At 65.3% G+C, this 21,496-nt stretch carries 21 protein-coding genes and 2 pseudogenes; 12 read left to right on the forward strand and 11 right to left on the reverse strand.

Features of this window, described 5'->3' with window-relative positions:
- Window positions 1-92: 92 nt before the first annotated feature.
- Complete coding sequence (locus E3O47_RS07045; RefSeq protein WP_134419952.1) at window positions 93-2,384, reverse strand: heavy metal translocating P-type ATPase; 2,292 nt, start codon at window positions 2,382-2,384, stop codon at window positions 93-95.
- On the reverse strand, window positions 2,381-2,602 hold the full coding sequence (locus E3O47_RS07050) for a cation transporter (protein ID WP_134371658.1): 222 nt from the start codon (window positions 2,600-2,602) through the stop codon (window positions 2,381-2,383). The genes E3O47_RS07045 and E3O47_RS07050 overlap by 4 nt, the downstream gene beginning before the upstream one ends.
- Before the next feature lie 343 nt (window positions 2,603-2,945).
- On the opposite strand from E3O47_RS07050, the gene E3O47_RS07055 reads away from it, so the two are divergent.
- Window positions 2,946-3,272, forward strand: a complete 327-nt coding sequence (locus tag E3O47_RS07055) for a metal-sensitive transcriptional regulator (RefSeq protein WP_166785345.1) — start codon at window positions 2,946-2,948, stop codon at window positions 3,270-3,272.
- On the opposite strand, the gene E3O47_RS16490 is transcribed toward E3O47_RS07055, so the two are convergent.
- The 3 genes and pseudogenes from E3O47_RS16490 to E3O47_RS16500 form a co-directional block, all read right to left on the reverse strand.
- Entirely contained in the window at window positions 3,229-3,489 is a 261-nt protein-coding gene (locus tag E3O47_RS16490) for a hypothetical protein (protein ID WP_241986119.1), read from the reverse strand. The two genes, E3O47_RS07055 and E3O47_RS16490, sit on opposite strands and share 44 nt — an antisense overlap.
- 287 nt (window positions 3,490-3,776) lie before the next feature.
- Window positions 3,777-4,286 carry a hypothetical protein gene (locus tag E3O47_RS16495; RefSeq protein WP_241986109.1) on the reverse strand — a complete coding sequence of 170 codons (510 nt, stop codon included), beginning with the start codon at window positions 4,284-4,286 and terminating at the stop codon, window positions 3,777-3,779.
- Window positions 4,287-4,671: 385 nt separating this feature from the next.
- Window positions 4,672-4,764: pseudogene (locus E3O47_RS16500) on the reverse strand (MerR family DNA-binding transcriptional regulator); the annotation flags it as partial.
- A gap of 135 nt (window positions 4,765-4,899) precedes the next feature.
- Between E3O47_RS16500 and E3O47_RS16505 the strand changes: the two are divergent.
- From E3O47_RS16505 to E3O47_RS16515, 3 genes are all read left to right on the forward strand, one after another.
- Complete coding sequence (locus E3O47_RS16505) at window positions 4,900-5,211, forward strand: FAD-dependent oxidoreductase (protein ID WP_241986110.1); 312 nt, start codon at window positions 4,900-4,902, stop codon at window positions 5,209-5,211.
- 6 nt (window positions 5,212-5,217) lie between these two features.
- Window positions 5,218-5,406, forward strand: a complete 189-nt coding sequence (locus tag E3O47_RS16510) for a hypothetical protein (protein WP_241986111.1) — start codon at window positions 5,218-5,220, stop codon at window positions 5,404-5,406.
- A 71-nt stretch (window positions 5,407-5,477) separates the two neighbouring features.
- A complete protein-coding gene (locus E3O47_RS16515; RefSeq protein ID WP_233191525.1) occupies window positions 5,478-5,759 on the forward strand; it encodes a hypothetical protein in 282 nt (93 codons plus the stop codon).
- A 4-nt stretch (window positions 5,760-5,763) separates the two neighbouring features.
- Here the strand turns inward: E3O47_RS16515 and E3O47_RS07075 are convergent, their stop codons facing one another.
- The 4 genes and pseudogenes from E3O47_RS07075 to E3O47_RS07090 form a co-directional block, all read right to left on the reverse strand.
- Window positions 5,764-7,008 (reverse strand): MFS transporter, encoded by a 1,245-nt coding sequence (locus E3O47_RS07075; RefSeq protein ID WP_134419954.1) that lies wholly within the window; start codon window positions 7,006-7,008, stop codon window positions 5,764-5,766.
- Window positions 7,001-7,317, reverse strand: a pseudogene (locus E3O47_RS07080) (metalloregulator ArsR/SmtB family transcription factor). The gene E3O47_RS07075 and the pseudogene E3O47_RS07080 overlap by 8 nt, the downstream one beginning before the upstream one ends.
- Before the next feature lie 281 nt (window positions 7,318-7,598).
- Entirely contained in the window at window positions 7,599-9,551 is a 1,953-nt protein-coding gene (locus E3O47_RS07085) for a cation-translocating P-type ATPase (RefSeq protein WP_134419956.1), read from the reverse strand.
- On the reverse strand, window positions 9,548-9,934 hold the full coding sequence (locus E3O47_RS07090) for a metalloregulator ArsR/SmtB family transcription factor (RefSeq protein WP_134419958.1): 387 nt from the start codon (window positions 9,932-9,934) through the stop codon (window positions 9,548-9,550). Before E3O47_RS07090 ends, E3O47_RS07085 begins: the two co-directional genes overlap by 4 nt.
- 122 nt (window positions 9,935-10,056) lie before the next feature.
- On the opposite strand from E3O47_RS07090, the gene E3O47_RS07095 reads away from it, so the two are divergent.
- The 3 genes from E3O47_RS07095 to E3O47_RS07105 all read left to right on the forward strand — a co-directional run bounded on the left by E3O47_RS07095 (window position 10,057) and on the right by E3O47_RS07105 (window position 13,194).
- Window positions 10,057-10,830 carry an arsenic resistance protein gene (locus E3O47_RS07095; RefSeq protein ID WP_241986121.1) on the forward strand — a complete coding sequence of 258 codons (774 nt, stop codon included), beginning with the start codon at window positions 10,057-10,059 and terminating at the stop codon, window positions 10,828-10,830.
- A gap of 409 nt (window positions 10,831-11,239) precedes the next feature.
- On the forward strand, window positions 11,240-12,721 hold the full coding sequence (locus E3O47_RS07100; RefSeq protein ID WP_134419962.1) for an NAD(P)/FAD-dependent oxidoreductase: 1,482 nt from the start codon (window positions 11,240-11,242) through the stop codon (window positions 12,719-12,721).
- 8 nt (window positions 12,722-12,729) lie between these two features.
- Window positions 12,730-13,194 carry an SRPBCC family protein gene (locus tag E3O47_RS07105; protein ID WP_174722138.1) on the forward strand — a complete coding sequence of 155 codons (465 nt, stop codon included), beginning with the start codon at window positions 12,730-12,732 and terminating at the stop codon, window positions 13,192-13,194.
- Between the two features lie 856 nt (window positions 13,195-14,050).
- Here E3O47_RS07105 and E3O47_RS07115 read toward each other — a convergent pair.
- Entirely contained in the window at window positions 14,051-14,251 is a 201-nt protein-coding gene (locus tag E3O47_RS07115) for a hypothetical protein (RefSeq protein ID WP_134415885.1), read from the reverse strand.
- A gap of 454 nt (window positions 14,252-14,705) precedes the next feature.
- On the opposite strand from E3O47_RS07115, the gene E3O47_RS07120 reads away from it, so the two are divergent.
- The 5 genes from E3O47_RS07120 to E3O47_RS07140 all read left to right on the forward strand — a co-directional run bounded on the left by E3O47_RS07120 (window position 14,706) and on the right by E3O47_RS07140 (window position 19,966).
- Window positions 14,706-15,029, forward strand: a complete 324-nt coding sequence (locus E3O47_RS07120; protein ID WP_104102983.1) for a zf-TFIIB domain-containing protein — start codon at window positions 14,706-14,708, stop codon at window positions 15,027-15,029.
- A gap of 132 nt (window positions 15,030-15,161) precedes the next feature.
- Complete coding sequence (locus tag E3O47_RS07125; RefSeq protein ID WP_134419964.1) at window positions 15,162-16,343, forward strand: DUF2092 domain-containing protein; 1,182 nt, start codon at window positions 15,162-15,164, stop codon at window positions 16,341-16,343.
- Window positions 16,344-16,353: 10 nt separating this feature from the next.
- Window positions 16,354-17,337 (forward strand): ATP-binding cassette domain-containing protein, encoded by a 984-nt coding sequence (locus E3O47_RS07130; protein WP_233191527.1) that lies wholly within the window; start codon window positions 16,354-16,356, stop codon window positions 17,335-17,337.
- A complete protein-coding gene (locus E3O47_RS07135; protein WP_104102992.1) occupies window positions 17,324-18,205 on the forward strand; it encodes an ABC transporter permease subunit in 882 nt (293 codons plus the stop codon). Before E3O47_RS07130 ends, E3O47_RS07135 begins: the two co-directional genes overlap by 14 nt.
- Window positions 18,206-18,478: 273 nt before the next feature.
- Window positions 18,479-19,966: an amino acid permease gene (locus E3O47_RS07140; protein WP_134419966.1), complete on the forward strand. Its 1,488-nt coding sequence runs from the start codon at window positions 18,479-18,481 to the stop codon at window positions 19,964-19,966.
- On the opposite strand, the gene E3O47_RS07145 is transcribed toward E3O47_RS07140, so the two are convergent.
- Window positions 19,963-21,189: a PucR family transcriptional regulator gene (locus tag E3O47_RS07145; RefSeq protein WP_134415893.1), complete on the reverse strand. Its 1,227-nt coding sequence runs from the start codon at window positions 21,187-21,189 to the stop codon at window positions 19,963-19,965. The genes E3O47_RS07140 and E3O47_RS07145 overlap by 4 nt on opposite strands.
- Window positions 21,190-21,496: the final 307 nt, after the last annotated feature.

A 21,496-nucleotide genomic window follows, 5' to 3' on the forward strand; every position in this document is an offset into this window, starting at 1 on the left:
CCGGTCCCGTTCCTGTCGCGGTTGGTTCCCGCGCATACCCCTCGACAGTATCGACTTTCACACTGCTCGACCTGTGAATGCGATCTCGCAGGTCACCCGATGGTGGCAGGATGTGCGGTGAGCGTTCCGGTAGGTATCGGGGCACCCGCCACGTTGAGTCCGCGAAAGCCGCGCAGCCGGAGGCTGTTGCTCACCACGAAAACAGATGACAGTGCCATGGCCGCGCCGGCGATCAACGGGTTGAGCAAGCCCAGCATGGCCAGCGGGATCGCCGCCACGTTGTAGGCGAAGGCCCAGAACAAGTTGGCCTTGATGGTCGACAGGGTGCGCCGGGAGAGTCGGATCGCATCAGCTGCCGCGATGAGGTCGCTTCTGACCAGGGTCAGATCGCTGGCCTCGATGGCGACATCCGTTCCCGTCCCCATCGCAATGCCCAGGTCCGCGGTGGCCAGTGCCACAGCGTCGTTCACGCCGTCGCCGACCATGGCAACAACGCGACCCTCGCTCTGCAGCTCCCGGATGATCTGCGCTTTCTCGGCCGGCAGCACACCGGCACGAACGTCGCTGATACCGACCTCAGCCGCAACGAAGGCCGCGACGGCCTCGTTGTCGCCGGTGAGAAGCACCGGCTGCAGACCCAGGCGACGGAACTCCGCGATCGCGGCAGCGCTGGTGTCTTTGACGACGTCAGAGACGGCGAGGATACCCCTGGCCTGGCCGTCCCAGGCGACGGCGACCGCGGTTCGACCCTGTGCCTCGAAGGCGGCCAGCACCGTCTCGAGCTCTGACGGAAGCGGGATAGTCCACTGTTCCGTCAGCCAGCGCGGACGTCCCACGAGAACGACCCGACCGCCGACCAGGGCTTGAACGCCGAGACCGTCCGTCGACGCGAAGGACTCAGGTGACGGTAGTTCGCCGGCGCGTTCCCGGGCACCAGACACAATCGCCTGGGCGATGGGATGTTCGGAACCCGTTTCCGCGGCTCCGGCGAGGTGAAGCAGGAGCTGCTCGTCTCCACCAGCGACGGGAACGGCGGCCACGAGCGTCATCCGGCCGGTCGTGACCGTGCCGGTCTTGTCGAGCACGATGGTGTCTACCCGGTGGGTTGATTCGAGAATCTGGGGTCCCTTGATCAGGATGCCCAACTGCGCACCACGCCCGGTGCCCACGAGCAGAGCGGTCGGGGTCGCCAAGCCGAGCGCGCACGGGCACGCGATGATGAGCGTTGCCACGGCCGCGGTGAATGCTACGACGGTCCCTGCTCCGAGCAGCAGCCAGACCACAAGGGTGGCCAGCGACAACCCGATCACGATCGGGACGAAGATCGCTGAGACCCGGTCGGCGAGGCGCTGTACCTCGGCCTTACCGGTCTGCGCCTGTTCGACCAAGCGGCCTAGCTGGGCGAGCTGCGTGTCCGCGCCAACGCGGGTGGCCCGCACGACCAGGCGACCACCCGAGTTCAAGGTGGCGCCGACCACGGCTGCGCCGGGCCCGACCTCGACCGGAACGGACTCGCCGGTGAGCATGCTGACGTCGATCGCCGAGTTACCTTCTACAACGGTTCCATCCGTGGCGATCTTCTCGCCGGGACGGACGACGAACTGGTCGCCGACGACCAGCGACGCGGTGGGGACGGTGGTCTCGACACCATCCCGCAGAAGGGTCGTCTCTTTCGCCCCGAGTTCGAGCAGCGCCTTCAGCGCGGCACCAGACTGTTTCTTCGCACGGGCCTCGAAGTAACGGCCGGCCAGGATGAACACCGTGACGGCGGATGCGACCTCCAGGTAGATTTCATCGGCACCGCTTCCCGGGGTGGCGGTAAAGCTGAAGGCCATGGTCATGCCCGGGACTCCAGCCATTCCCAGGAAGAGGGCGTACAGCGACCAGCCGAGTGCGGCGAGCACTCCGATACTGATCAGGGTGTCCATAGTCGCAGCACCGTGGCGCAAATTCACCCAGGCAGCGCGATGGAACGGCCATGCTCCCCAGACGGCGACCGGGGCGGCAAGGGTGAGAGCCAGCCATTGCCAATTGGTGAATTGCAGCGGGGGGATCATTGAGAGCAGGAGCACGGGGGTGGCGAGCACGGCGGACAGGATCAGCCGCTGGCGCAGGCTGGCCACTTCGCGGTCTTGGTCCGTGGGCACATCGAGTGTCGGAGCCTCAGGCGGTTTCGGACGTGCGGCCGTGTATCCGGTCTCCTCAATCACCGCGATGGCATCCTCAACCGTCGTGCCGTCAGGGATGAGGACACTGGCCTTCTCGGTGGCGTAGTTCACCGATGCCTCGACCCCGGGCATCCGGTTGAGTTTTTTTTCAATTCGCGCCGCGCAGGAGGCGCAGGTCATGCCGCCGACGAGAAGGTCGACCTGCTCTCCACTCATCGTGTCGCCGTGACCAGTTCGTAGCCTGCTTCATCGATGGCGGCGGCCACAGCGGCGGGATCGAGGGGTCTGGAGCTGGAGACGGTGACCACGGAGACGCCGCCCGGAACAAGGTCAACGTCCACGGCTTCGGCTCCGGCGACCTTGCCCACTTCGGCCGTCACGCTCTTCACACAGTGAGAGCAGGTCATTCCCGATACCTGGAAAGTGGTGGTCATGCCGGTAGGTTCCGCGGTGCGCTCGGATTTGTGATCGTGCGACCCGCACGTGCACGAAGAGTCAGTAAGACCAAGGTCGTTTTTATTCGACGTCGACATAGTATTCGCGATTCCTTTCGTTCCCCGGCGATCGAAGCAACCGTCGGGACGTACTTCCAGGGGATACATCCACGGTATACCCCAGGGGGGTACCCGGTCAACATGAGATCGGTGCGCACAGTTGGTCACCCCGCCGCGTGTGAGGTATACCACCCGGGGGTATACTCGGAAAATTCAAAGTGCCACCACTCGCCGGCAGGCCACCAGGATCGCGCGGGGCAGACCAGATCGGATACACACACCAATGAGTGATTTCAGCGACAAGAGCGCGATGACAACCCACGCTGGCCCGCACGGCTACATATCAAGCAAAGACGCGTATGTGAAGCGCCTCCGACGAATCGAAGGACAGGCCAGGGGATTGCAGGGAATGGTTGCAGATGAGCTGTACTGCATCGACATTCTGACGCAGATATCAGCTATGACCAGCGCTCTGCAGTCCGTGGCCTTGGGCTTACTCGAGGACCACATGAGCCACTGTGTTGTTGCCGCTGTCGCTGCCGGCGGTGAAGAAGGCGACGCCAAGATCAAGGAAGCTTCAATCGCAATCGCACGATTGGTTCGCTCCTAACCTCCCCCATGCGCACTGCGCCGTCAGCGCCTGAAAGTGCCTGGTGCTTCATCGTCGAGGAGTCGCCAGAAACCACCGGAAGCTCCAACTTTGTTTCCGGGGACGGTTCGACGGTTTGCGTTGAGAAGCTGATTCCATTTGGTGTGGATCCGACCGGGATACGTGCCACAACGGTGAGCGACTTCAGATCGAGGACGGCGACCGTGTCTGCAGCCATGTTGGTGACGTACGCGTGTCGGCTGGAGGGGTCAATGACGACGCCGTGGGCGCCGTCGCCCGTCTTCACGCTCTTCACAACCTTGAATGTATCGACACTCAGGATCGAGACTGTTGTGCATGGTTCGTCGTCGGTGCCCTGGTTGATAACAATAGGTACTTGTTGTCCGGGCTCACGAACGTCTGGATCGGTCTTGAGCCGACCGCGGTCTTTCCGATCAGCTTGCGGGTGGCCACGTCTACCTTGGCAACGGCATTTTCCCCACTGAGCGAGGCGTACCCGAAGCGTCAGTCCGGCGAGAATGCCACTTGGGCGGGCGCCGCGCCGACCTCAATCTCTGCGACCTGTGAGTTAGTTGCGGTATCGACGACGCCCAGAATCGTTCCGCCGATGTTGGCGACGTAAATCCATTTTCCATCGGGGCTTGGCCGGAGCCCGTGTGGGCCTGTCCCGACGGGGATGGTGGCCACCGACTGCATCGTCGAGGCATTGACTGCCGTCACGGTGTCGTCAGCGTTATTGGTTGTGTAACTCGTCGTGAGATCCGGAGTGATGACAACGTGAGCAGGCATGGCGCCGGTGGCGACCATTCCCGTCACAGCCAACGTAGATGCGTCGAGCTTGATCGCCATAGACGTGGATCCACTGACGGCCCACACGGACTCCCCATCGGCTGTCGCCTGCACATTGTGTGGGCTCTTAAGACCGGTCAGGGTGGTTGCGACCTTGTTCGAGGCCGCGTCGATGGCTGTCAGGCTGGCGCCATCTTCGTTGGCGACCCAGACCGTTCCAGTCACGAGACCTCATGCATGGCTACCCGGGCCTCCGGGTCATCGGTTGTGGTCATCAGAATTGCCGTCGCGGCCGCCACGATGACCAGGGGGATCGCGCCCATGGCCACTGCACGTCTTCCGTTCATTGCATTCCCGTCACTCATGCCGTTGTCTCTTCGGACGGACCCTCAGCGAGACCATGATTTGTCGAATTGTATTATTTACGATAATACTGCTTTCTATACAGGCCTGAGCAAAAACGCGCCTGCGCATCGGCTGCTGATGCGGTCGCGGCGACCGGCGGTCAGAGCACATGCTCTCCGATGCCGCTGGTCCCGCAGCCCATGGCACGGTTCAATGTGTTCGACGCGAGGTCTTCAGGTAGCTGCAGATCTCGTCAGGATCGCATCCTGTCCGGCGGAGGAAGCAAGCCTCGATCCTCGACATAGCGCAGCGTTTTCGCCGTCATCCCGGCCACATCAGCCGTTCCTCCTATGCGCACCCTGTGCTCCTGCCATGACCGGACTCGTGGTCCGGCTTGACCTTCCAGCCGTGAGGAAGGTCGAGACTTGAGGTCCGTGCACACCGCACTGCGCGGCGGCAGCGCGATTGCCGATTGAAAGCACTTGGAGGATTCATGTGTAAAAACACGCCGACCGACTTTGACTTGGCGATCATCGGTTCCGGTGGTGCAGCATTCGCGGCCGCGATCCTGGCGACCAGGCTTGACAAGCAAGTGGTAGTGGTCGAGCGTGCAACTATCGGAGGCACCTGCGTCAATACGGGATGTATGCCGTCTAAGGCCTTGTTGGCGGCCGCCGAAGCTCGCCATGTTGCCTTGGATGCGAGGCGAATCCCCGGCATCGCAGCCTCTGCGGAGCCGGTGGATATGAAGAAGCTAATCGAGGGTAAGCGCGCTCTGGTCAACACGATGCGGGCCAGCAATTAGGGGGACTTGATCGCCGAATACGATTGGGCCTTCCGTCACGGCGACGCAACGTTCACGGGAACTACGGAGGAGCCGCTACTGGAGATCACCTCGGACGACGGCAGCAAGGAAACCATGCGTTCGGACCAGTACCTCGTGGCCACCGGCTCCGCCCCGTGGGCACCACCCATTGCGGGGTTGTCCGAGGTGGGCTAGCTGACCTCGGCGAACGCATGGAGCTAGACGAAGCGCCCGAGTCATCGCTGGTCCGGGGGGGGGGGGGCTACGTGGCCCTCGAACAAGCACAACTGTTCTCCCCGCTCGGCTGCGAGATGACCGTCCGGGTGCGCTCCCGGCTGGTGTCGCAGGAAGAATCCGAGGGCACCCGCGACGTGATCGCCGAGGTGACAAGCGCCACCGGCAAGGAGACAATCCGGACCAGCAAGCTCCTCGTGGCCACCGTACGTAGACCCGCCACCGCGGACCTGCACCTCGACAAGGTCGGCGTCACAGTCGGGACACGAGGGCAGATCGAAGTCTCAGGCATGTTGACTCACACGAAGCCGTAGTCCTTCACCTATTGGCCTTCTGAAGCTGTGTTGACGCCGATGTCCACGACCGGACCGCCGCGAGCCCGGCGAGTCCGGCGAGTCCGGCGAGTACGGCGATAGCGGCCAGGACGAGGGCAGTCGGGGCAAGTCCGAGCGTTGCCCCGAGGATCCCGGCCAGCGGGTAGGTGATGATGAAGCAGGCGTGGGAGAGCGAAAACTGGATGGCGAAGACCCCTCGCCGGTTGGTGTCGTCGGAGTAGCGGCGGAGGAGCCGGGCCGACGGCGTGAGGATCAGTGCGGTCGCGGCGCCGAGAACGAACCAGACCGTGAGCACGCCGGGCCAGGCCGGCGCGGAGTCCTGAGCCAGGACCAGCAGCGCGACGGCGACGGGCCCGCTCGGGAGGATGGCGCATCTGGTCAGCATCACGCGTCGATCCGGATAGCGATCCAGCACCCGCGGCAGGTTGAGGGCGACGAGCATGGAGCCGAGTCCGTAGCAAGCGAGGGTGATCGCGAAATCGACCTGGGTTCGTTCGAGGCTGTTCTGCATGAGGATGACGGTGTTGACGATCACCATCGCGGTAGACGCGGCGACGACGAGGTTCATCGCGAGCAGTGCACGGAGCGGCGGGGTGCGCCAGAACACGCGCACGCGTCGAGTGAGCCGGTCGACGAACGGTGCGGCTGCGGTGGATCTCATCGCCGGGAGGGTGGTGGAGAGCACGAGTGTGGCCGAGCCGACGAAGCCGAGCGCTGTTCCCACGAACAGGGAATGGTAGCTGATCACGGTCAGGAGCGCGGCCGCCAGGATGGGACTGAGCAGGGATTCCAGGTCGTAGGCCAGACGGGACAGCGACAACGCCCGCGTGTATTCGCTTTCCTTAGGAAGAACATCCGGGATCAGCGCCTGGAACGCGGGCGTGAAGGTCGCGGAAGCGGCCTGCAGCACAAAAATGAGAAGGTAGATCTGCCAGGCCTCGGTGACGAACGGGAGCGAGATCGCAACCCCGGCCCGGAGAACATCTGAGGACACCAGCAGCACCTTGCGGGGGACGTGGCTGGTGAGCGCGGACACGACCGGGGCGACGCCCACATAGGCGAGCAGCTTGATCGTCAAGGCGCTGCCCAGGACGATGCCGGCATCCCCGCCGGTCAGATCGAAGGCGAGCAGCCCCAGTGCGACGGTGAGCAGGCCGGTGCCAATCAGCGCCACAACCTGGGCGCTGAACAGTTTTCGGTAGGCGGTGTTCCGCAACACGTTACGCATGCGCGTCCACTTCAAGGTCTGTGCTGGCGGTGTCGTGCGGGTGCCGGTGGTGGGCCGGAACGCCATCGAGGGCGTGTTCGGCCTGAAAGATGGCGTCGGGGACAAGCTGGCGGGCGTGCTCGTTTGCGAGGCGATAGAACACCCGGGTTCCTTCGCGCCGGGTAGTCACGATGCGGGCGAGGCGCAGCTTCGCCAAATGCTGCGATACGGCGGCCTGGGACTTGTTGACGATTTTCGCCAGTTGGTTCACCGACAGTGCGAGTCCCGCAACGCGAGTATGACCCGGATGCGCGTGGCGTCGGCGAGCATCGCGAAGACCTCCACGGCCAACTCGACTCACTCACTTTCTGGGCCGAGTGTGCAACCATCCTCATGCATTCATGCGCAGTGTGTTACACACGGGCGAGCACGTTGCGGTGGCTGATACGGCCAGGCTACGAGTGTCCACCTGTCGAGCCGGTCGATGAAGTTTCTGGCGTCTCCGCTGAATCCTCGTGCCGTCCCGGCGGACGCGCGGGGGTTGTAGAGAAGACGGATGCTGATCAACCCCAGTTCGGGGGCCACCCCGCGCGAGAGCGTGGCTTCGGCGTTCACCCTGCCGCTTCCAGTGCTGGGGCGGACTGCGCGGCTCCCAGCGCGGTTGTGCGGCTCAGCCGGCCCGCCCGGACGCCGTTGGCGATCACGACGATTTCGGCCAGTTCGTGGATCAGGACCACGGCGGCCAGGCCGAGCGTGCCGAATAGTGCCAGGGGAATGAGCACGGCGATCAGCAGCAGGGACAGGCCCACGTTCTGGAGCATGATGCTCCGGGTTCTCCGCGCGTGGTCGAGCACCTGTGGTAGGTGATTCAGATCTTCGCCCATCAGGGCGATGTCGGCTGTTTCGATGGCGACGTCGGAGCCCATGGCGCCCATGGCGATGCCGGTGTCGGCGGTTGCGAGGGCCGGCGCGTCGTTGACGCCGTCGCCGACCATGGCTGTGGGCTGGCGGGCTTTGAGGGTGCGGATGATTTCCGCTTTGTCCTCGGGGCGGAGGTCGGCGTGGACTTTGGTGATGCCCGCAGCCTTCCCCAAGGCGGTGGCGGTGACCAGGTTGTCGCCGGTGAGCATGACCGTGGTGTATCCGGATGCGCTCAGCCGGTCTATGACCTGCCGGGTTTCGGGACGCAGCTCGTCACGGACTGCGATGGCGCCGATGACCTGCCCATTGTCCTCGATGAGGACAGCGGTGGCGCCGGCCTGTTGCATCCGCTGGACGTCGGCGGCCAGGGGGCCGGCATCGATCCACCCCGGCCGGCCGAGACGTACACGTCGCCCGTCCACCCGGCCCTCCAGGCCGGCGCCGGGGACGGTATCCACGTCGGTGACAAACGCCCGGTCCGGAGCCGCGGCGAGAATGGCGTGGGCGAGGGGGTGTTCGCTGCGGGATTCCAGACCGGCCGCGAGGAAGAGGACATCGTCTTTGGAAGCGGATCCGGTGGTGGCGACATCGGTCACGGCGGGTTTGTTGCGGGTGAGGGTTCCGGTCTTGTCCAATGCGATGGTGCGGATCCGGCCGAGGGTTTCCAGGGCACCCCCGCCCTTGATGAGAACGCCCATGCGGCTGGCGGCGCCGACGGAGGCGACCACGGTGACCGGGACAGAGATGGCCAAGGCGCAGGGCGAGGCGGCGACCAGAACGACGAGCGCACGTTCGAACCACAGCAGTGGTTCGCCGACGATGAAGCCGAAGATGATGATCAGGACTGCAACGATCAGGATGCCCGGAACCAGCTTGCTGGCGATCGAGTCGGCCAGCCGCTGACCGGGCCCCTTGCGGGACTGCTCGGCCTCCACGATCTGAACGACCCTGGCCACCGAGTTGTTCTCAGCGGTGCTGGTGACCTCAACTTCGAGCGGGCCTGTGCCGTTGATGGACCCGGCATAGACCTCGGTTCCCGGTCCCGCCTCGACGGGGACGGACTCTCCGGTGAGCGCAGAGGTGTCCAAGGACGTGCGGCCGATGATGATCCTCCCGTCGGTGGCTAGACGTTCCCCGGGCCGGACGACCATGCGGTCGCCGGGGGCGAGTGCTGACAGGGCGACGGTGACCTCGGCGCCGTCGCGCAGGACGATCGCCTCAACCGGGACCAGGTCCAGCAGTGCGCGCAGACCGCGGCGGGTTTTCGCCAGGGAGTATTCCTCAAGCCCTTCCGAGATCGCGTAGAGGAATGCCAGCATGGCTGCTTCCTCGAACTGCCCGAGCGCGACCGCGCCGGCGGCGGCGATCGTCATCAGTGTACCGACCCCGATTTTGCCTTTGAGCAGTCGTCGGAGGGTGGACGGAACAAATGTCCAGGCGGCAATCAGAAGCGCCATGATTTCCAGCGGTAGCAGCAGCCCCTGGGGGCCGCCGGTCAGCGAGACGATCCACGCGGCAAGGAGAAGTGCACCGGAGGCTGCCGCCGCCCGGATCTCGCTCACCTGCCAGAAACTGGCGGTCTCCTCCACTTCGGATGCCTTGGTCCCGTTTTTCTCGTCGCTGCAACCGCAGGCAGCACTCATGGTGTGCGCTTCTTTGTCAGGGGGACGCCGGTACTGCCGGTGCCGTAGATCGGGCACAGGCTGACCGCGTTGCCGGTTGCGGCGAGTAGAACCTCGGCCTGGGCGAGCATGTCAATCAGCTCCGGACGAGACAGCGAGTAGTACACGCTGCGGCCCTGCATACGGCCTTCCACCAGGCCGCACTCACGCAGGCACGCAACGTGCGCCGAAACCGTGGACTGGGCGAGGCCCAGCTCGTCGGTAAGGTCACTGACCCGTACCTCGCCGCCGGCCATTCGTTTCACAATGCTCAACCGGGCTGGGTCACTGAGGGAGTGGAACAGCGCCGCCGCAGGATTGCGTTGCTCGCACCCATCGGACAGAACCGAAGATTTGATCGTCATTAAACGATGATAGCGCTCAAGGTGGATCCTTCTTCGCTCACCGCCGGGAGTCGGACATCGGCCCATCCGACGCGAGGGTAAGGGCGTTGTGCGTATACACGATGGCGGGACCCGTGCGGTGGATGGAGCGCCGGCGGATTGTGGACATCCGTTTTCTGGGCACCGCGATTGCCGTCGATTTCATCGTCGTTCCGATGGTCGCGTTCGGCCCGTCACGATTCGTTGCCGGCGACCGGGCACTGCTCCTCGGTGCCCCGCTCGTGCTGCTGACTCCGTGTGTCGACTATGTGATCGTGTTCACCGGTCTGGCCGGCGGGGCACGTGAACGACTCCTGGCGGCCACACCTCTGCTGATGCTTCTACAGATTGTTCTACTTCCCATCTACCTGCTGCTGTTCGCCGGCCCGAACACCGTCTCGATGATCGAGATTCCCCTGCTGGCAGCGGTCACAGTTCAATGGGTTGGCCGTCGGCACCGGTTCGGCCGGGCAATCGAAGCCGTCCTGCAGGTTATTACGGTGCCGCTGATGATGGCCACCCTGGCGGTGGTGATCGGATCCCAGATCGCGGTGGTAAGCATGCGGATCGCCTCGCTTCTGCTGGTGGTGCCGCTGTACATCGCGTTCCCGGTCATCATGGTCGTCGTCGGGTTGTCAGCGAGTCGACTCGCACGCCTGGACGTGCCGGCGACCCGCGCGCTCGTCTTCAGCGGGTCCACCCGCAATTCCCTGGTGGTGCTCCCTCTGGCGCTTGCGCTAGCGGAGTCCCTGTCCGTGGCCGCACTGGCCGTGGTGACCCAGACCCTCGTGGAGCTGGTCGTCATGGTGATCCTCGTGCGTCTCGTACCTCGGCTCACCGGCCAGCGTCGAGCCGCCGACAAAATCGCACATCGATGACGGATGTGGCGGCGCATCCAGTGCCGCCTTCGGTCTATGAGAGGCCTTTCACTCTGTGTACGGCACGCGCGAGGATGTGACCAGAAACGCGCCGAAGACCCCTTGGCGTGACCAGAGTTGGCCCGTATTCGTCCGTGCCAGCGCGTGCACTTGCCACATCAAAACCGCGGAAATCCGCGGCATTTTGCCCCTGTAGCGGGTGGGCCGCACGGCCGAGACTACTGTCAGTTGTTTGGGTTCGAGTCCAGGCACCTCAGCACTACCGTGAGTTTTTATGAAAACCTGAGATTTGCGTATTTCCAGTCACACTGTTCGCACCGGGGACACTCAATCGCTGTCGTCGGTATGGTGTCTGTGAACGACGTCAGGGCACTAGGGAAGACTCTTCCCATGACGAGTGGAGAGTGACATGGTGACTGCGCGCCGAGGAGTGCCGGAAGTTGATGCGATCGTGGTCGGCTCCGGGCCCAACGGCCTCGCCGCCGCGGTCACCCTCGCCCGGGCCGGATTCTCTGTGCGCGTCTACGAGAAGTCCGCCGGCGTCGGTGGCGGCGCCGCGACCGCAGAACTGACCTTGCCGGGCTTCCACCACGATGTCTGCTCCGCCGTGCACCCACTCGCGCTGGCTTCGGAGTTCTTTCAACGATTCGGGCTCGCGGATCGGATCGAACTGGCAATTCCCGAGGTTTCCTACGGCCACCCGCTGCCGGGCGGCACCGCCGGCCTCGCCTACCGCAGCTTGACGCGCACCGTCGCCGAACTGGGCAGGGACGGCGCGGCCTGGAATCGGTTGTTTGCGCCCCTCGTGGCGCATGCCGAGCAGGTCGCTCAGTTCACCGGTGCGCAGCTCCTGCGACTGCCGAAGCATCCGGTCACCGCGCTGCGCTTCGGCTTACGCTCCCTCGAACAGGGCAGCCCGCTCTGGGGCCTGCGCTTCTCGGGCGAAGCCGCGCCTGCCCTGCTCTCCGGCGTCAGCGCCCATACGATCAGGTCGATGCCGAGCATCGTCACAGCCGGTGCGGGCCTCACCCTCGCCACGTATGCGCACGCGGGCGGCTGGCCGATACCGGTCGGCGGCAGCGGCGCGATCGTGACCGCGCTGGTCGACGATCTGCTCGCTCATGGCGGTGAGATCGTCACGTCGACCGAGGTGCGGCGGCTGAGCGAACTGCCGCCGGCCCGCGTGGTGATGCTTGACCTGACGCCGCGTGCGCTCCTGCGACTCGCCGAGGGCGAGCTTCCCGGCGCCTACGCGCGACGGTTGCGCGCCTTCCGGTACGGAAACGGCGTCGCCAAGGTCGACTTCGCGCTTTCGGGTCCGGTGCCCTGGCAGGCTGCCGGGGTGCGGGCGGCTGGCACCGTGCACGTGGGCGGCACTCGGGCTCAGATCCGGCGAGCCGAGAACACCGTTGCGCGCGGCGGACACGCCGAGGAGCCGTATGTTCTCGTGTCCCAGCCCAGCGGCACCGACCCCAGTCGCGCGCCGGCCGGTCAGCACACTCTTTGGGCGTACACCCATGTTCCGCGCGGCTCAACCATCGACCAGACCGAAGCGATCGTGCGCCAGATCGAGCGCTATGCCCCGGGTTTCCGTGACACGATCTTGGCCAGCGCCGGTCGCACCGCGACGGAGATGGAACAGCTCAATCCCAACTACGTCGGCGGTGACATCTCGGCCGGCGAGGTGAGTCTGACCCAACTCGTGCGTCGCCCGGTACTGTCCACTGACCCTTGGCGCACCCCCCTGAGCGGCGTGTACCTGTGCTCGTCATCCACACCGCCGGGCCCCGGCGTGCACGGCCTGGCCGGCTGGTACGCGGCCCTGAGCGCTCTTCGACACGACCTCGGGGTGCGCACAGCCCCCGATCTTTCCCCGACTAACCAGAAATAGGTGACACAGTGGCCGTGACCTACCGCACCATGAGCTGTCCGCCCGAGAACGTTTTCGCCGTCCTCGCTGACGTCTGGCTGTACCCGAGCTGGGTCGTCGCAGCCTCCCGCATGCGGGCTGTCGACGCGGCCTGGCCGACAGCCGGAAGCTCCATCCATCACTCGGTGGGCGTCTGGCCGGCTCTGATCGACGACTCCACCTCTGCTCTGGAGTGGGAATCACCCGGGCACGCGCTGTTCACGGCCCGTGGCTATCCGATCGGGAAGTTCCACGTGGCCCTCGATGTGAAGGCACGAGGTGGCGGATGCGTCGTGCGCATCACCGAGGACGCCACCGCCGGCCCCGGCCGGTTCGTGCCCTCCTTCCTGCGCGGCCCGGCCATCAGTATGCGAAACGTGGAGACTTTGCGCCGGCTCGCTTTCCCGGCCGAGGGCGGTGCCGAGAGGGGCCCGAGAGCGCTCACCGACGCGTGACCACCCCGGTACCGCGGCCATGATTGAGATGACCCAGTCCCAGTCCCAGCACGCTGGAGCGGACAGGAACAGCCGGGTCACGGGTGACCTCGGCCAGCAGATTACCCAGTGAGGTGTCTGCGGCATGTCCCTCGGATGGGACGGGCCAACATATTATTGACGGCACTGCCGCGGCCGCGGTGAAGAGAGTCGTGCCGTTCCATATGCACCTGGAAAGACCACAATGTCAAACGTCATCAATCATCTGCCGGCGCAGTCCCGTATGAGCGCAGGGAACCCGAAAAAGTGACCATCCCGAATCGTTTAGACGCCGATGAGTTCGACCGGCCTCGACATAAGAAGTCCGACTCCGTGCCCGATCCCGCCGCGCAATCGGGGAAGTAGATCGTGTTCCTTCTCTCCGGCACGCGTGCGCATCGTGCCGTGATAAATGTTGTCTCGTTCGTGTGCGGATATTGTGGGACTCTGGCCCAGCAGCGGGTGGTGAAAAAGTCGACGAAGTTTACGCTGTTCTTAGTGCCATTGTTTCCCCTTGCCAGGTCGTACGCCAACGAGTGCACCAACTGCGGTGGCACCACACGACTCACCGCCACCCAGGTTCGGCACTCATTGGATTGGGCGACATCACGGGCCGCAGAAGACTAGGAAAGTTCGAAACAGCGAATAGTTGTCTGCCCTGAGCCCGTGCCGCTGAGCACTGGCAGATCACACGGACGCGGTCATCGTCGACGGACAGGCCTGGTTCGGAGAGCAACGCCCGAAGTCCTCCGGGAAATGGTTCGATTGAGTCGACCGCATTGCAATGGTGGTCCGTCTATTCGCTGCTTTTGGTTCGTCGCGGATGGCACGTCGACTGTCAGGCCGAGGGGGAGAAGGCGTCGAGGGAGTGACGTGCGATCGGGTTGCAGTCGAGGGCGTTGCTGAGATCTTCTGGTGCCGCGGGCGCGTCGACATCCCTCATCGTGTTCCACGCCCCGGTCGCAGTGGCGACGTCGACCAGCTGAAGGGTGTGGTGGTCGTCGATCTCTCGCCGTTCGCCATCGCTCCATCCGAACACGTCAAGGTGGTCGAAGACGACTTCGTCGTTGATGGATCGTCCGGGCGCGGCCTTGAGGAAGGTGGCCAGCCAGACGGGGTCCTGCCGGGCGTAATATCCGGTCTTCGCGTCGGCCAGTCCGACTGAACACGAGCGCGACGGCGGTGGAGAGGCTGTTCATCATCCGCGGAGCGCCGAGTTCAGTCTCGAACCAATTCGACGGAGATTCTCGTGTGAAACTGCATTTCGGGCGGATTTTCGGCAAATTTTGGCAAAGTCTCCGTCGAATTCGTTCAGGACGGAGTCGTCCATCCGTGAAACCGTCACCGCCGAAAGCGATTGGTGCGCACTCCCCTCACACCACCGCGAGCGCCCGTGAACATCCATTGGGACGATTTCTGTCATCCGACGACTCTCAGGATCAGTCCGGTCGGGCGTCTAGGATCGAAAGTCCACGACGTCCTGGAGGAATCTTATGAAGTGCCCAAATGACTCAACCACCCTCGTGATGAGCGAACGCAGTGGTGTGGAAATCGACTACTGCCCCGAATGCCGCGGCGTGTGGCTGGACCGCGGCGAACTCGACAAGATCCTCGACCGCGTGGAAAAGGAAGCCGCCCAGGCAGCGCCGGTCCCACCGGTCGCCGGGGCACCGGTTCAGCCGTATCCGGACACCCGCAACCGCGCGCAGTACGGCGAGCGCGACCGGAGTTATGACGACCGAGACCGTGGCTACGACAACCGTGACGGGTACCGTCCCAAGAAAAAGGAGAACTGGCTCGGCGAACTCTTCGGTTAGACGTTCGCGGGCTCACCCGCTCACGGCTCGGCGTCTCTATTTGTGAGCAACCTCCCAGCGGGATTCCGAGCCGACTGTCAGAGCCTCGGCGTAGCATCAGGATATGAATCGTTTCGGAACAGGTCGTTGATCGTGTCACGCAATTCAACCAAGTGGCTTCCCGCCATCGTCGTTCCGGTTGTCATCGCCGCCGGTGTGATTGCTGTACCTCTGCAGGCCGGTGCAGCCGTCGATCTGCCCGACAAAACGCCCGAGCAAGTGCTACTCATGGTCAGTGACAGCACCATCAGTGCGTTCTCCGGCACCGTCGAGAAAACAGCCGAGCTGGGACTACCCGACATCGACCTGAGCGCCGGCATGTCCGAGTCCATGAGCGACTCGATGGCCGAATCCGCACCGGAAGGTACGACCGAACCGGGGGCGGCGGCCACCGGAGCGCTCGCCTCCGTGATGGAACTCTTCAGCGGCTCGCACACGGCCCGCATTCATGTGGACGGCAGTGACTCCGACGGCCCCGCGAAAGCCCGCGTGCAGATCCAGGACCGCATGGCCGAACGCAACGTGGTGAGTAACGGCACGGATGTATGGACCTACGACTCCAAGACCAACACCGCCAGCCACCTGACCATCCCCGCCGACGCCCGGGCCATCGCCGAGGCGAAGTTCGCCGAAATAGTTGACTCTGCCCCGGCCGGCCTGTCGACGCCCTCGCAGGTTGCCGAGCGCTTTTTGAGTGAGATCGACCCGAGCACCACCGTCTCGGTCGGCACCGACGGCACCGTGGCCGGTCGCACGGCCTATGAGCTGGTGCTCACCCCCAAGACCACACGGACCCTGGTCGAATCGGTGTCGATCTCGGTCGACTCTGAGACGGGGGTGCCGCTGCAAGTCACCGTGCGCGCCGACGGCCAGGAAGACCCCGCTCTTCAGGTCGGCTTCACCGCCGTCGACTTCAGCACCCCGTCCGCCGATTTGTTCGACTTCAGCCCGCCAGCCGGCACCACCGTCGAAGAGGTCGCCCTTCCGGTCATGCCCGAGGTGACCGAGATGCCCGCCGACCAGGCCAAGCCTGAGATTCCGGCTGAGAAGCTTCCCCTCGTGACGGGAAGCGGCTGGGACGCCATCGTCGAAGTGCCCGCGGCATCCGTTCCGTCCGAACTCAACGCCAACCCGCTCATGTCGGAACTGGCGACCGCGGTCGACGGTGGGCGACTATTCTCAACAGCCCTGGTCAACGTGTTTCTCGCCGATGACGGCCGTGTCTTCGCCGGATCCGTTCCGGTGGAGATGCTCCAGGCCGCCGCCGCCCAGTGATCACGACACAGTGACAGCCGCAACCCCGGCTCCCGATCTCGCGATCGAGAGCCGGGGTCTCACCAAGCGCTTCGGCGAGCAGATCGCCGTGAACGAGATCGACCTGGCCGTCCCGCGCGGAGCGGTCTTCGGATTCCTCGGGCCGAACGGCTCCGGTAAGACCACCAGCATCCGCATGCTGCTCGGCCTAACCCAGGCCAGCAGTGGGCAGATCAGCGTGCTGGGGCAGAGCATGCCCGACAGTCTGCACGCGGTGCTGCCGCGCGTGGGCGCGCTCGTGGAGGGACCGGCGTTCTACCCATTCCTCTCCGGAGCCGCCAACCTGCGCCGGCTCGACACCGCCGACCGCAACGCGCCGTCTAGCACGCGAGGCGCCCGGGTCGAGCAGGCGCTGGCGCGCGTGGGCCTGACCCACGCCGCCGGCAAGAAGGTAGCTGCCTACTCGCTGGGCATGAAGCAGCGGCTCGGCATCGCCAACGCGCTTCTGCAGCCGCGCGAGCTGCTCGTGCTCGACGAACCCACGAACGGGCTCGACCCGCAGGGCACCCGCGAGGTGCGCAGCCTGGTGCGGTCGCTCGCGGCCGAGGGCACCACGGTCTTCGTCTCGAGCCACCTGCTCGCCGAGGTGGAGCAGATGTGCACTCACGCCGCGGTGATGAGCGGCGGCAACCTCGTGGCCCAGGGCACGCTGGCCGACCTGCGCCACGTGGGCCAGACGCGGGTCCGCGTGCGCACACCGGATGCCGCCGCGGCCGCAGCCGTGCTGACCGGCCTCGGTCTGGCACCCGTGCACAGCGACGTGCCCGAGCAGGACCCCTGGGTCGCGGCTCCGCTGCCCCGAGAAATGTCGGTCGACCTGACCGGGCAGCCGGAGTCCATCGTCACGGCTCTCGTCGCCGGTGGCGTGCGCGTGCGCGGTTTTCTGATCGAGGAATCCAGCCTGGAAGAACGTTTCGTGGCCCTGACCGGAGAAGGTTTCGATGTCCTCCAATAGCGTGGCGAGCTCGAAGGTGTCGGGCAACGGCGTTCCGAGCAGGCGCCGATCAGCCGGACCGGCCCTGCTCGGCTCCGAGCTAACGGTGCTGTTCCGCCGCCGCCGCACCTGGGCGATGCTGGTCGCCATCGCTCTCATCCCCATCCTGCTCGCCGTCGCCGTGCGGCTTTCGTCGGAGACCTTGGCACCGGGAGAGGGCCCGCCCTTCCTGGACCGGGTCACCCAGAACGGCCTGTTCGTGGCGTTCACCGCCATGATCGTGGCCATCCCGTTGTTCCTTCCGCTCACCATCGGCGTCGTCGCCGGCGACACCATCGCGGGGGAGGCCGGGCAGGGCACCCTGCGCTACCTGCTCGTGGCCCCGGCCGGGCGTTTGCGCCTGCTACTCGTCAAGTACGCCGGCGTCGCCGTGTTCTGCCTGGCCGCGACTTTGACCCTTGCGGTGGCCGGGACCCTGATCGGGGCCGCACTGTTCCCGGTCGGGCCGGTGACACTGCTCTCGGGCGATGTGATCAGCGTGCCGGAATCGCTGCTGCGCTCCGGGCTGATCTCGCTCTACGTGACCGTCTCGCTGCTCGGCTTCGCGGCGATCGGGTTGTTCATCTCCACCCTCACCGATGTTCCCGTGGGGGCGATGGCCGCCACGGTCGTGGTGTCGGTCGTCGTGCAGATCCTCGACGTGCTCCCGCAACTGTCGTGGCTGGATCCGTGGCTCTTCAGCCACTACTGGCTGGGCTTCGCCGACCTGTTGCGGCAGCCCATGGACCTGGGCTCGTTCGGCGACAACGTGCTCCTGCAACTGGGCTACATCGCCGTGTTCGGTACCCTGGCCTACGGCCGGTTCTCCACCAAAGACATATTGTCTTGACCCTGTGTCCGGTTGGGATCACCACGCCCGAACAGCCGACGACGTTTGGCCCGCGGATGCTCGACACCTGTCGATCAGGTCTGGCCCGCGGCCGCGGGGTGCGGGCTGGGGTGCGCCTCGGCTGCCACCCGGGTTCGGGGGACGCCCGCCCGAGGACGTAGCGTTGCTACTTCAGAACCCGAGTCGGGCCGCTTCACAACCGTGAGGCCCCAACGGGTTGACACGGTCGTCCTCTGGGTGGCTGCGTCTGTGCCGTTTTGAGGAAGAAGCCCCATGCCTGAACGCACCACCGCGGTACCCGGAACCTCACGTACCGGGGCCGCAGCCCGAGACTCGCACGCGGATCCGAGCCTTGCTCGCTCGCTGAGTCGGCGGCACATCCAGATGCTCGCCATCGGCGGCACGATCGGAACCGGGCTATTCATGGGCGCCGGCAAGACCATCTCCCTCGCCGGGCCGGCCGTGATCTTCGTCTACATGATCATCGGCTTCATGCTTTTCTTCGTGATGCGGGCCATGGGCGAGATCCTGCTGTCCAACCTGGACTACAAGTCGTTCAGCGACTTTGCCGGTGACCTGCTCGGCCCGTGGGCGAGCTTCTTCACCGGCTGGTCATATTGGGCGTTCTGGGTGGTCACCGGCGTCGCCGACATCGTGGCCATCTCCGGCTACGTCGACGTGCTGGCACCGGGCACGCCGCTGTGGATCCCCGCGCTACTCACTCCGGTTGCGCTGATCCTGCTCAACCTGCCGAGCGTCAAGGCGTTCGGTGAAGCCGAGTTCTGGTTTGCGCTGATCAAGGTCGCCGCCATCGTGGCCCTGATCGGAACCGGCCTGGTAATGATCATTACGCACTTCACCTCCCCGTCGGGTGCCGTGGCCGGCTTCGAGAACATCTGGAACGACGGCGGGATGTTCCCGCACGGCGTCGCCGGCTTCGTGCTCGGCTTCCAGATCGCCATCTTCGCCTTCGCCGGAATCGAGCTTGTCGGCACCGCGGCCGCGGAGACGAGGGACCCGGAGAAGAACTTGCCCCGAGCCATCAACACCATTCCGCTGCGGCTGCTGCTCTTCTACGTGGGTGCCCTGGTGATCATCATGTCGGTCAACCCGTGGCGCACCATCGACCAAGGCAGCAGCCCTTTCATCGGCATGTTCGCCCTCGCCGGGCTGGGGGTCGCGGCCATCGTCGTCAACCTGGTCGTGCTCACCTCCGCCGCCTCGAGTGCCAACTCCGGCATCTACTCGACCTCCCGGATGGTCTACGGCCTCGCGCAGGACGGCAATGCCCCGAAGACCTTCGGCACGCTGAGCAGCCGCAAGGTGCCGAGGAACGCCCTGCTGTTCTCCTGCATATTCCTGCTGGCCGGGCTGGTGCTGCTGTACACGGGTGATTCCTTCATGGGCGCTTTCACGCTTGTCACCTCGGTGGCATCTGTGCTGACGATGTTCGTCTGGTCCATCATCATGGTCAGCTACCTCGCCTTCCTGCGCCGCCGTCCCCACCTGCACGCCGCCTCGAAATACAGGATGCCGGGCGCTCGGTTCATGCCCTGGGTCGTGCTGGCGTTCTTCGCCTTCATGCTCTGGGCCCTGGGCCAGGCTGACGACACGCGCCTCGCGCTGGTCGTGGCCCCGGTCTGGTTTCTGGCCCTCGGCGCCGCGTGGTACGTCAACCGCAAGGCGCCGCTGCAGCAGGCCCGGATCGTGGAGTGGAAGGCCGACGTTCAAGCAGAGAAGGCCACGCTCGTCCGGCGCTAGATCCGCGGCCGCCGCGACCAGCGGTCTGCCTTCATCGCGAGGTGCAGTTCCAGCCGCACCTGGCCGCCCAGCGGGTCAGCGCCGATCAGGGTGCGGATCTTCGCCAGCCGGTTGTAGATGCTGCTGCGGTGCAGGTGCAGGGCCGCCGCGACATCCTGAACCGACCCGTCGGTGTCGTAGAGCAGTTCCAGCATCGGAAGCAACTCGTGGTTGTCGTCGAAGTCCCGCAGCTCGGTGAAGTAGACCGATTCCACGGGGGAAAGGTTGCGGCTGCTGGCCGCGAGGAACTGGTAGACGCCGATCTGGCGGAAATCGGCGATGGTGCCCAACCGGGCGTCGACGGCGGCGGCCTGCACCGCTTTGCGGGACTGGATGTAGGCATCCGGGAACCGTCTGAGATCGGTGAACACCTCGCTGAAGCCCATCAGGTCGGGGCGTTCGGGGGTGCCGCCGCGCCGGGCGAGTTCGTACCGATAGCGGTGAAGCATCTCGGTGTGTGCCACCTTGCCCGCTGAATCGCGCAGCAGCACAACCGCGTGGGTCTCGGTGCCGGCGCTGAACCGGGCCGCGTCGATGCCGACCGTAGCGTGCAGCGCCGAGATCCGCTGGAGCAGAACGCCGGCGGCGAAATCGGGCGTGGCGTCGCCGCCGTCGGCCTGCTCGACGGGGCGGGGCATCAGGGTGGCGAGATGCCACGGGCCGGTCCCATGAATCTGCGGCCAGCCCGCGATCTCCTCGATGGCGGATGTCTCCGCCTGGCAGGCCGCGAGGAATAGGGCCTCACGTTTCCGGCGGTGCTCGGATTCGGCGGTGTTGCTGTCGAGCAAAGTCTCGGCCAGCCGGTCCAGCTGGCCGCGCACGGCGGGTAGCTCACGGAGGATCGCCTCCGGGGATTCGTCGTGCGACCCCTGCATCGCCCACAGGTAGCCGACCCGGAACCCCCGCACCATCAGCGGCACACAGACGCGGCCGAGCATGCCCAGCGCGGCGTTGGCGGGGACGGCGACGGGACGGACCGCTGTGCTGATTCCGTGCTGCAACTGCCAGGCGCTGACGTCGGCGGGCACCTTCTTGCTCAACAGGAAATTGACCCGCACGCTGTCGGCGAGCGGCTGGTCCCGGCTGTACGCCAGCAGGCCTCCGTCGAGATCCTCGAGCGAGAGGGCGCGGTCCAGGCCGGCCGCGAGGTGTTCGACCAGGTCTTCGATTTCCGCGGTTCTCATTGGCTCAATGTTAGGGGGCCGGAGCAGGCCGGAAACGGACATCAGGCGACGCTTGCCGGGTTGACGCGCGACAACTGTCGAGTGACAAAGCGGTTCCCCATCTCGGTGACCGGTGCGGTCCGGAGCGAAGCCGACCGGGATCACCAGGAAAACCCCTGAACGCGAGGCTTATTTATGCTGCGGTGGAGCCGTTGTCGGCATCGGTCTCCGCCGCTGGACCTCAGGCCCGACGGCGGCGTGCGGTTCGGGCCGAATTGGTGGATTTAGTCTTGACCCCGCTGCGGTTCACTGTCGAAAGTGGCGCCGC

Source organism: Cryobacterium sp. TMT2-17-1, assembly GCF_004402765.1.
Lineage (GTDB): Bacteria > Actinomycetota > Actinomycetes > Actinomycetales > Microbacteriaceae > Cryobacterium > Cryobacterium sandaracinum.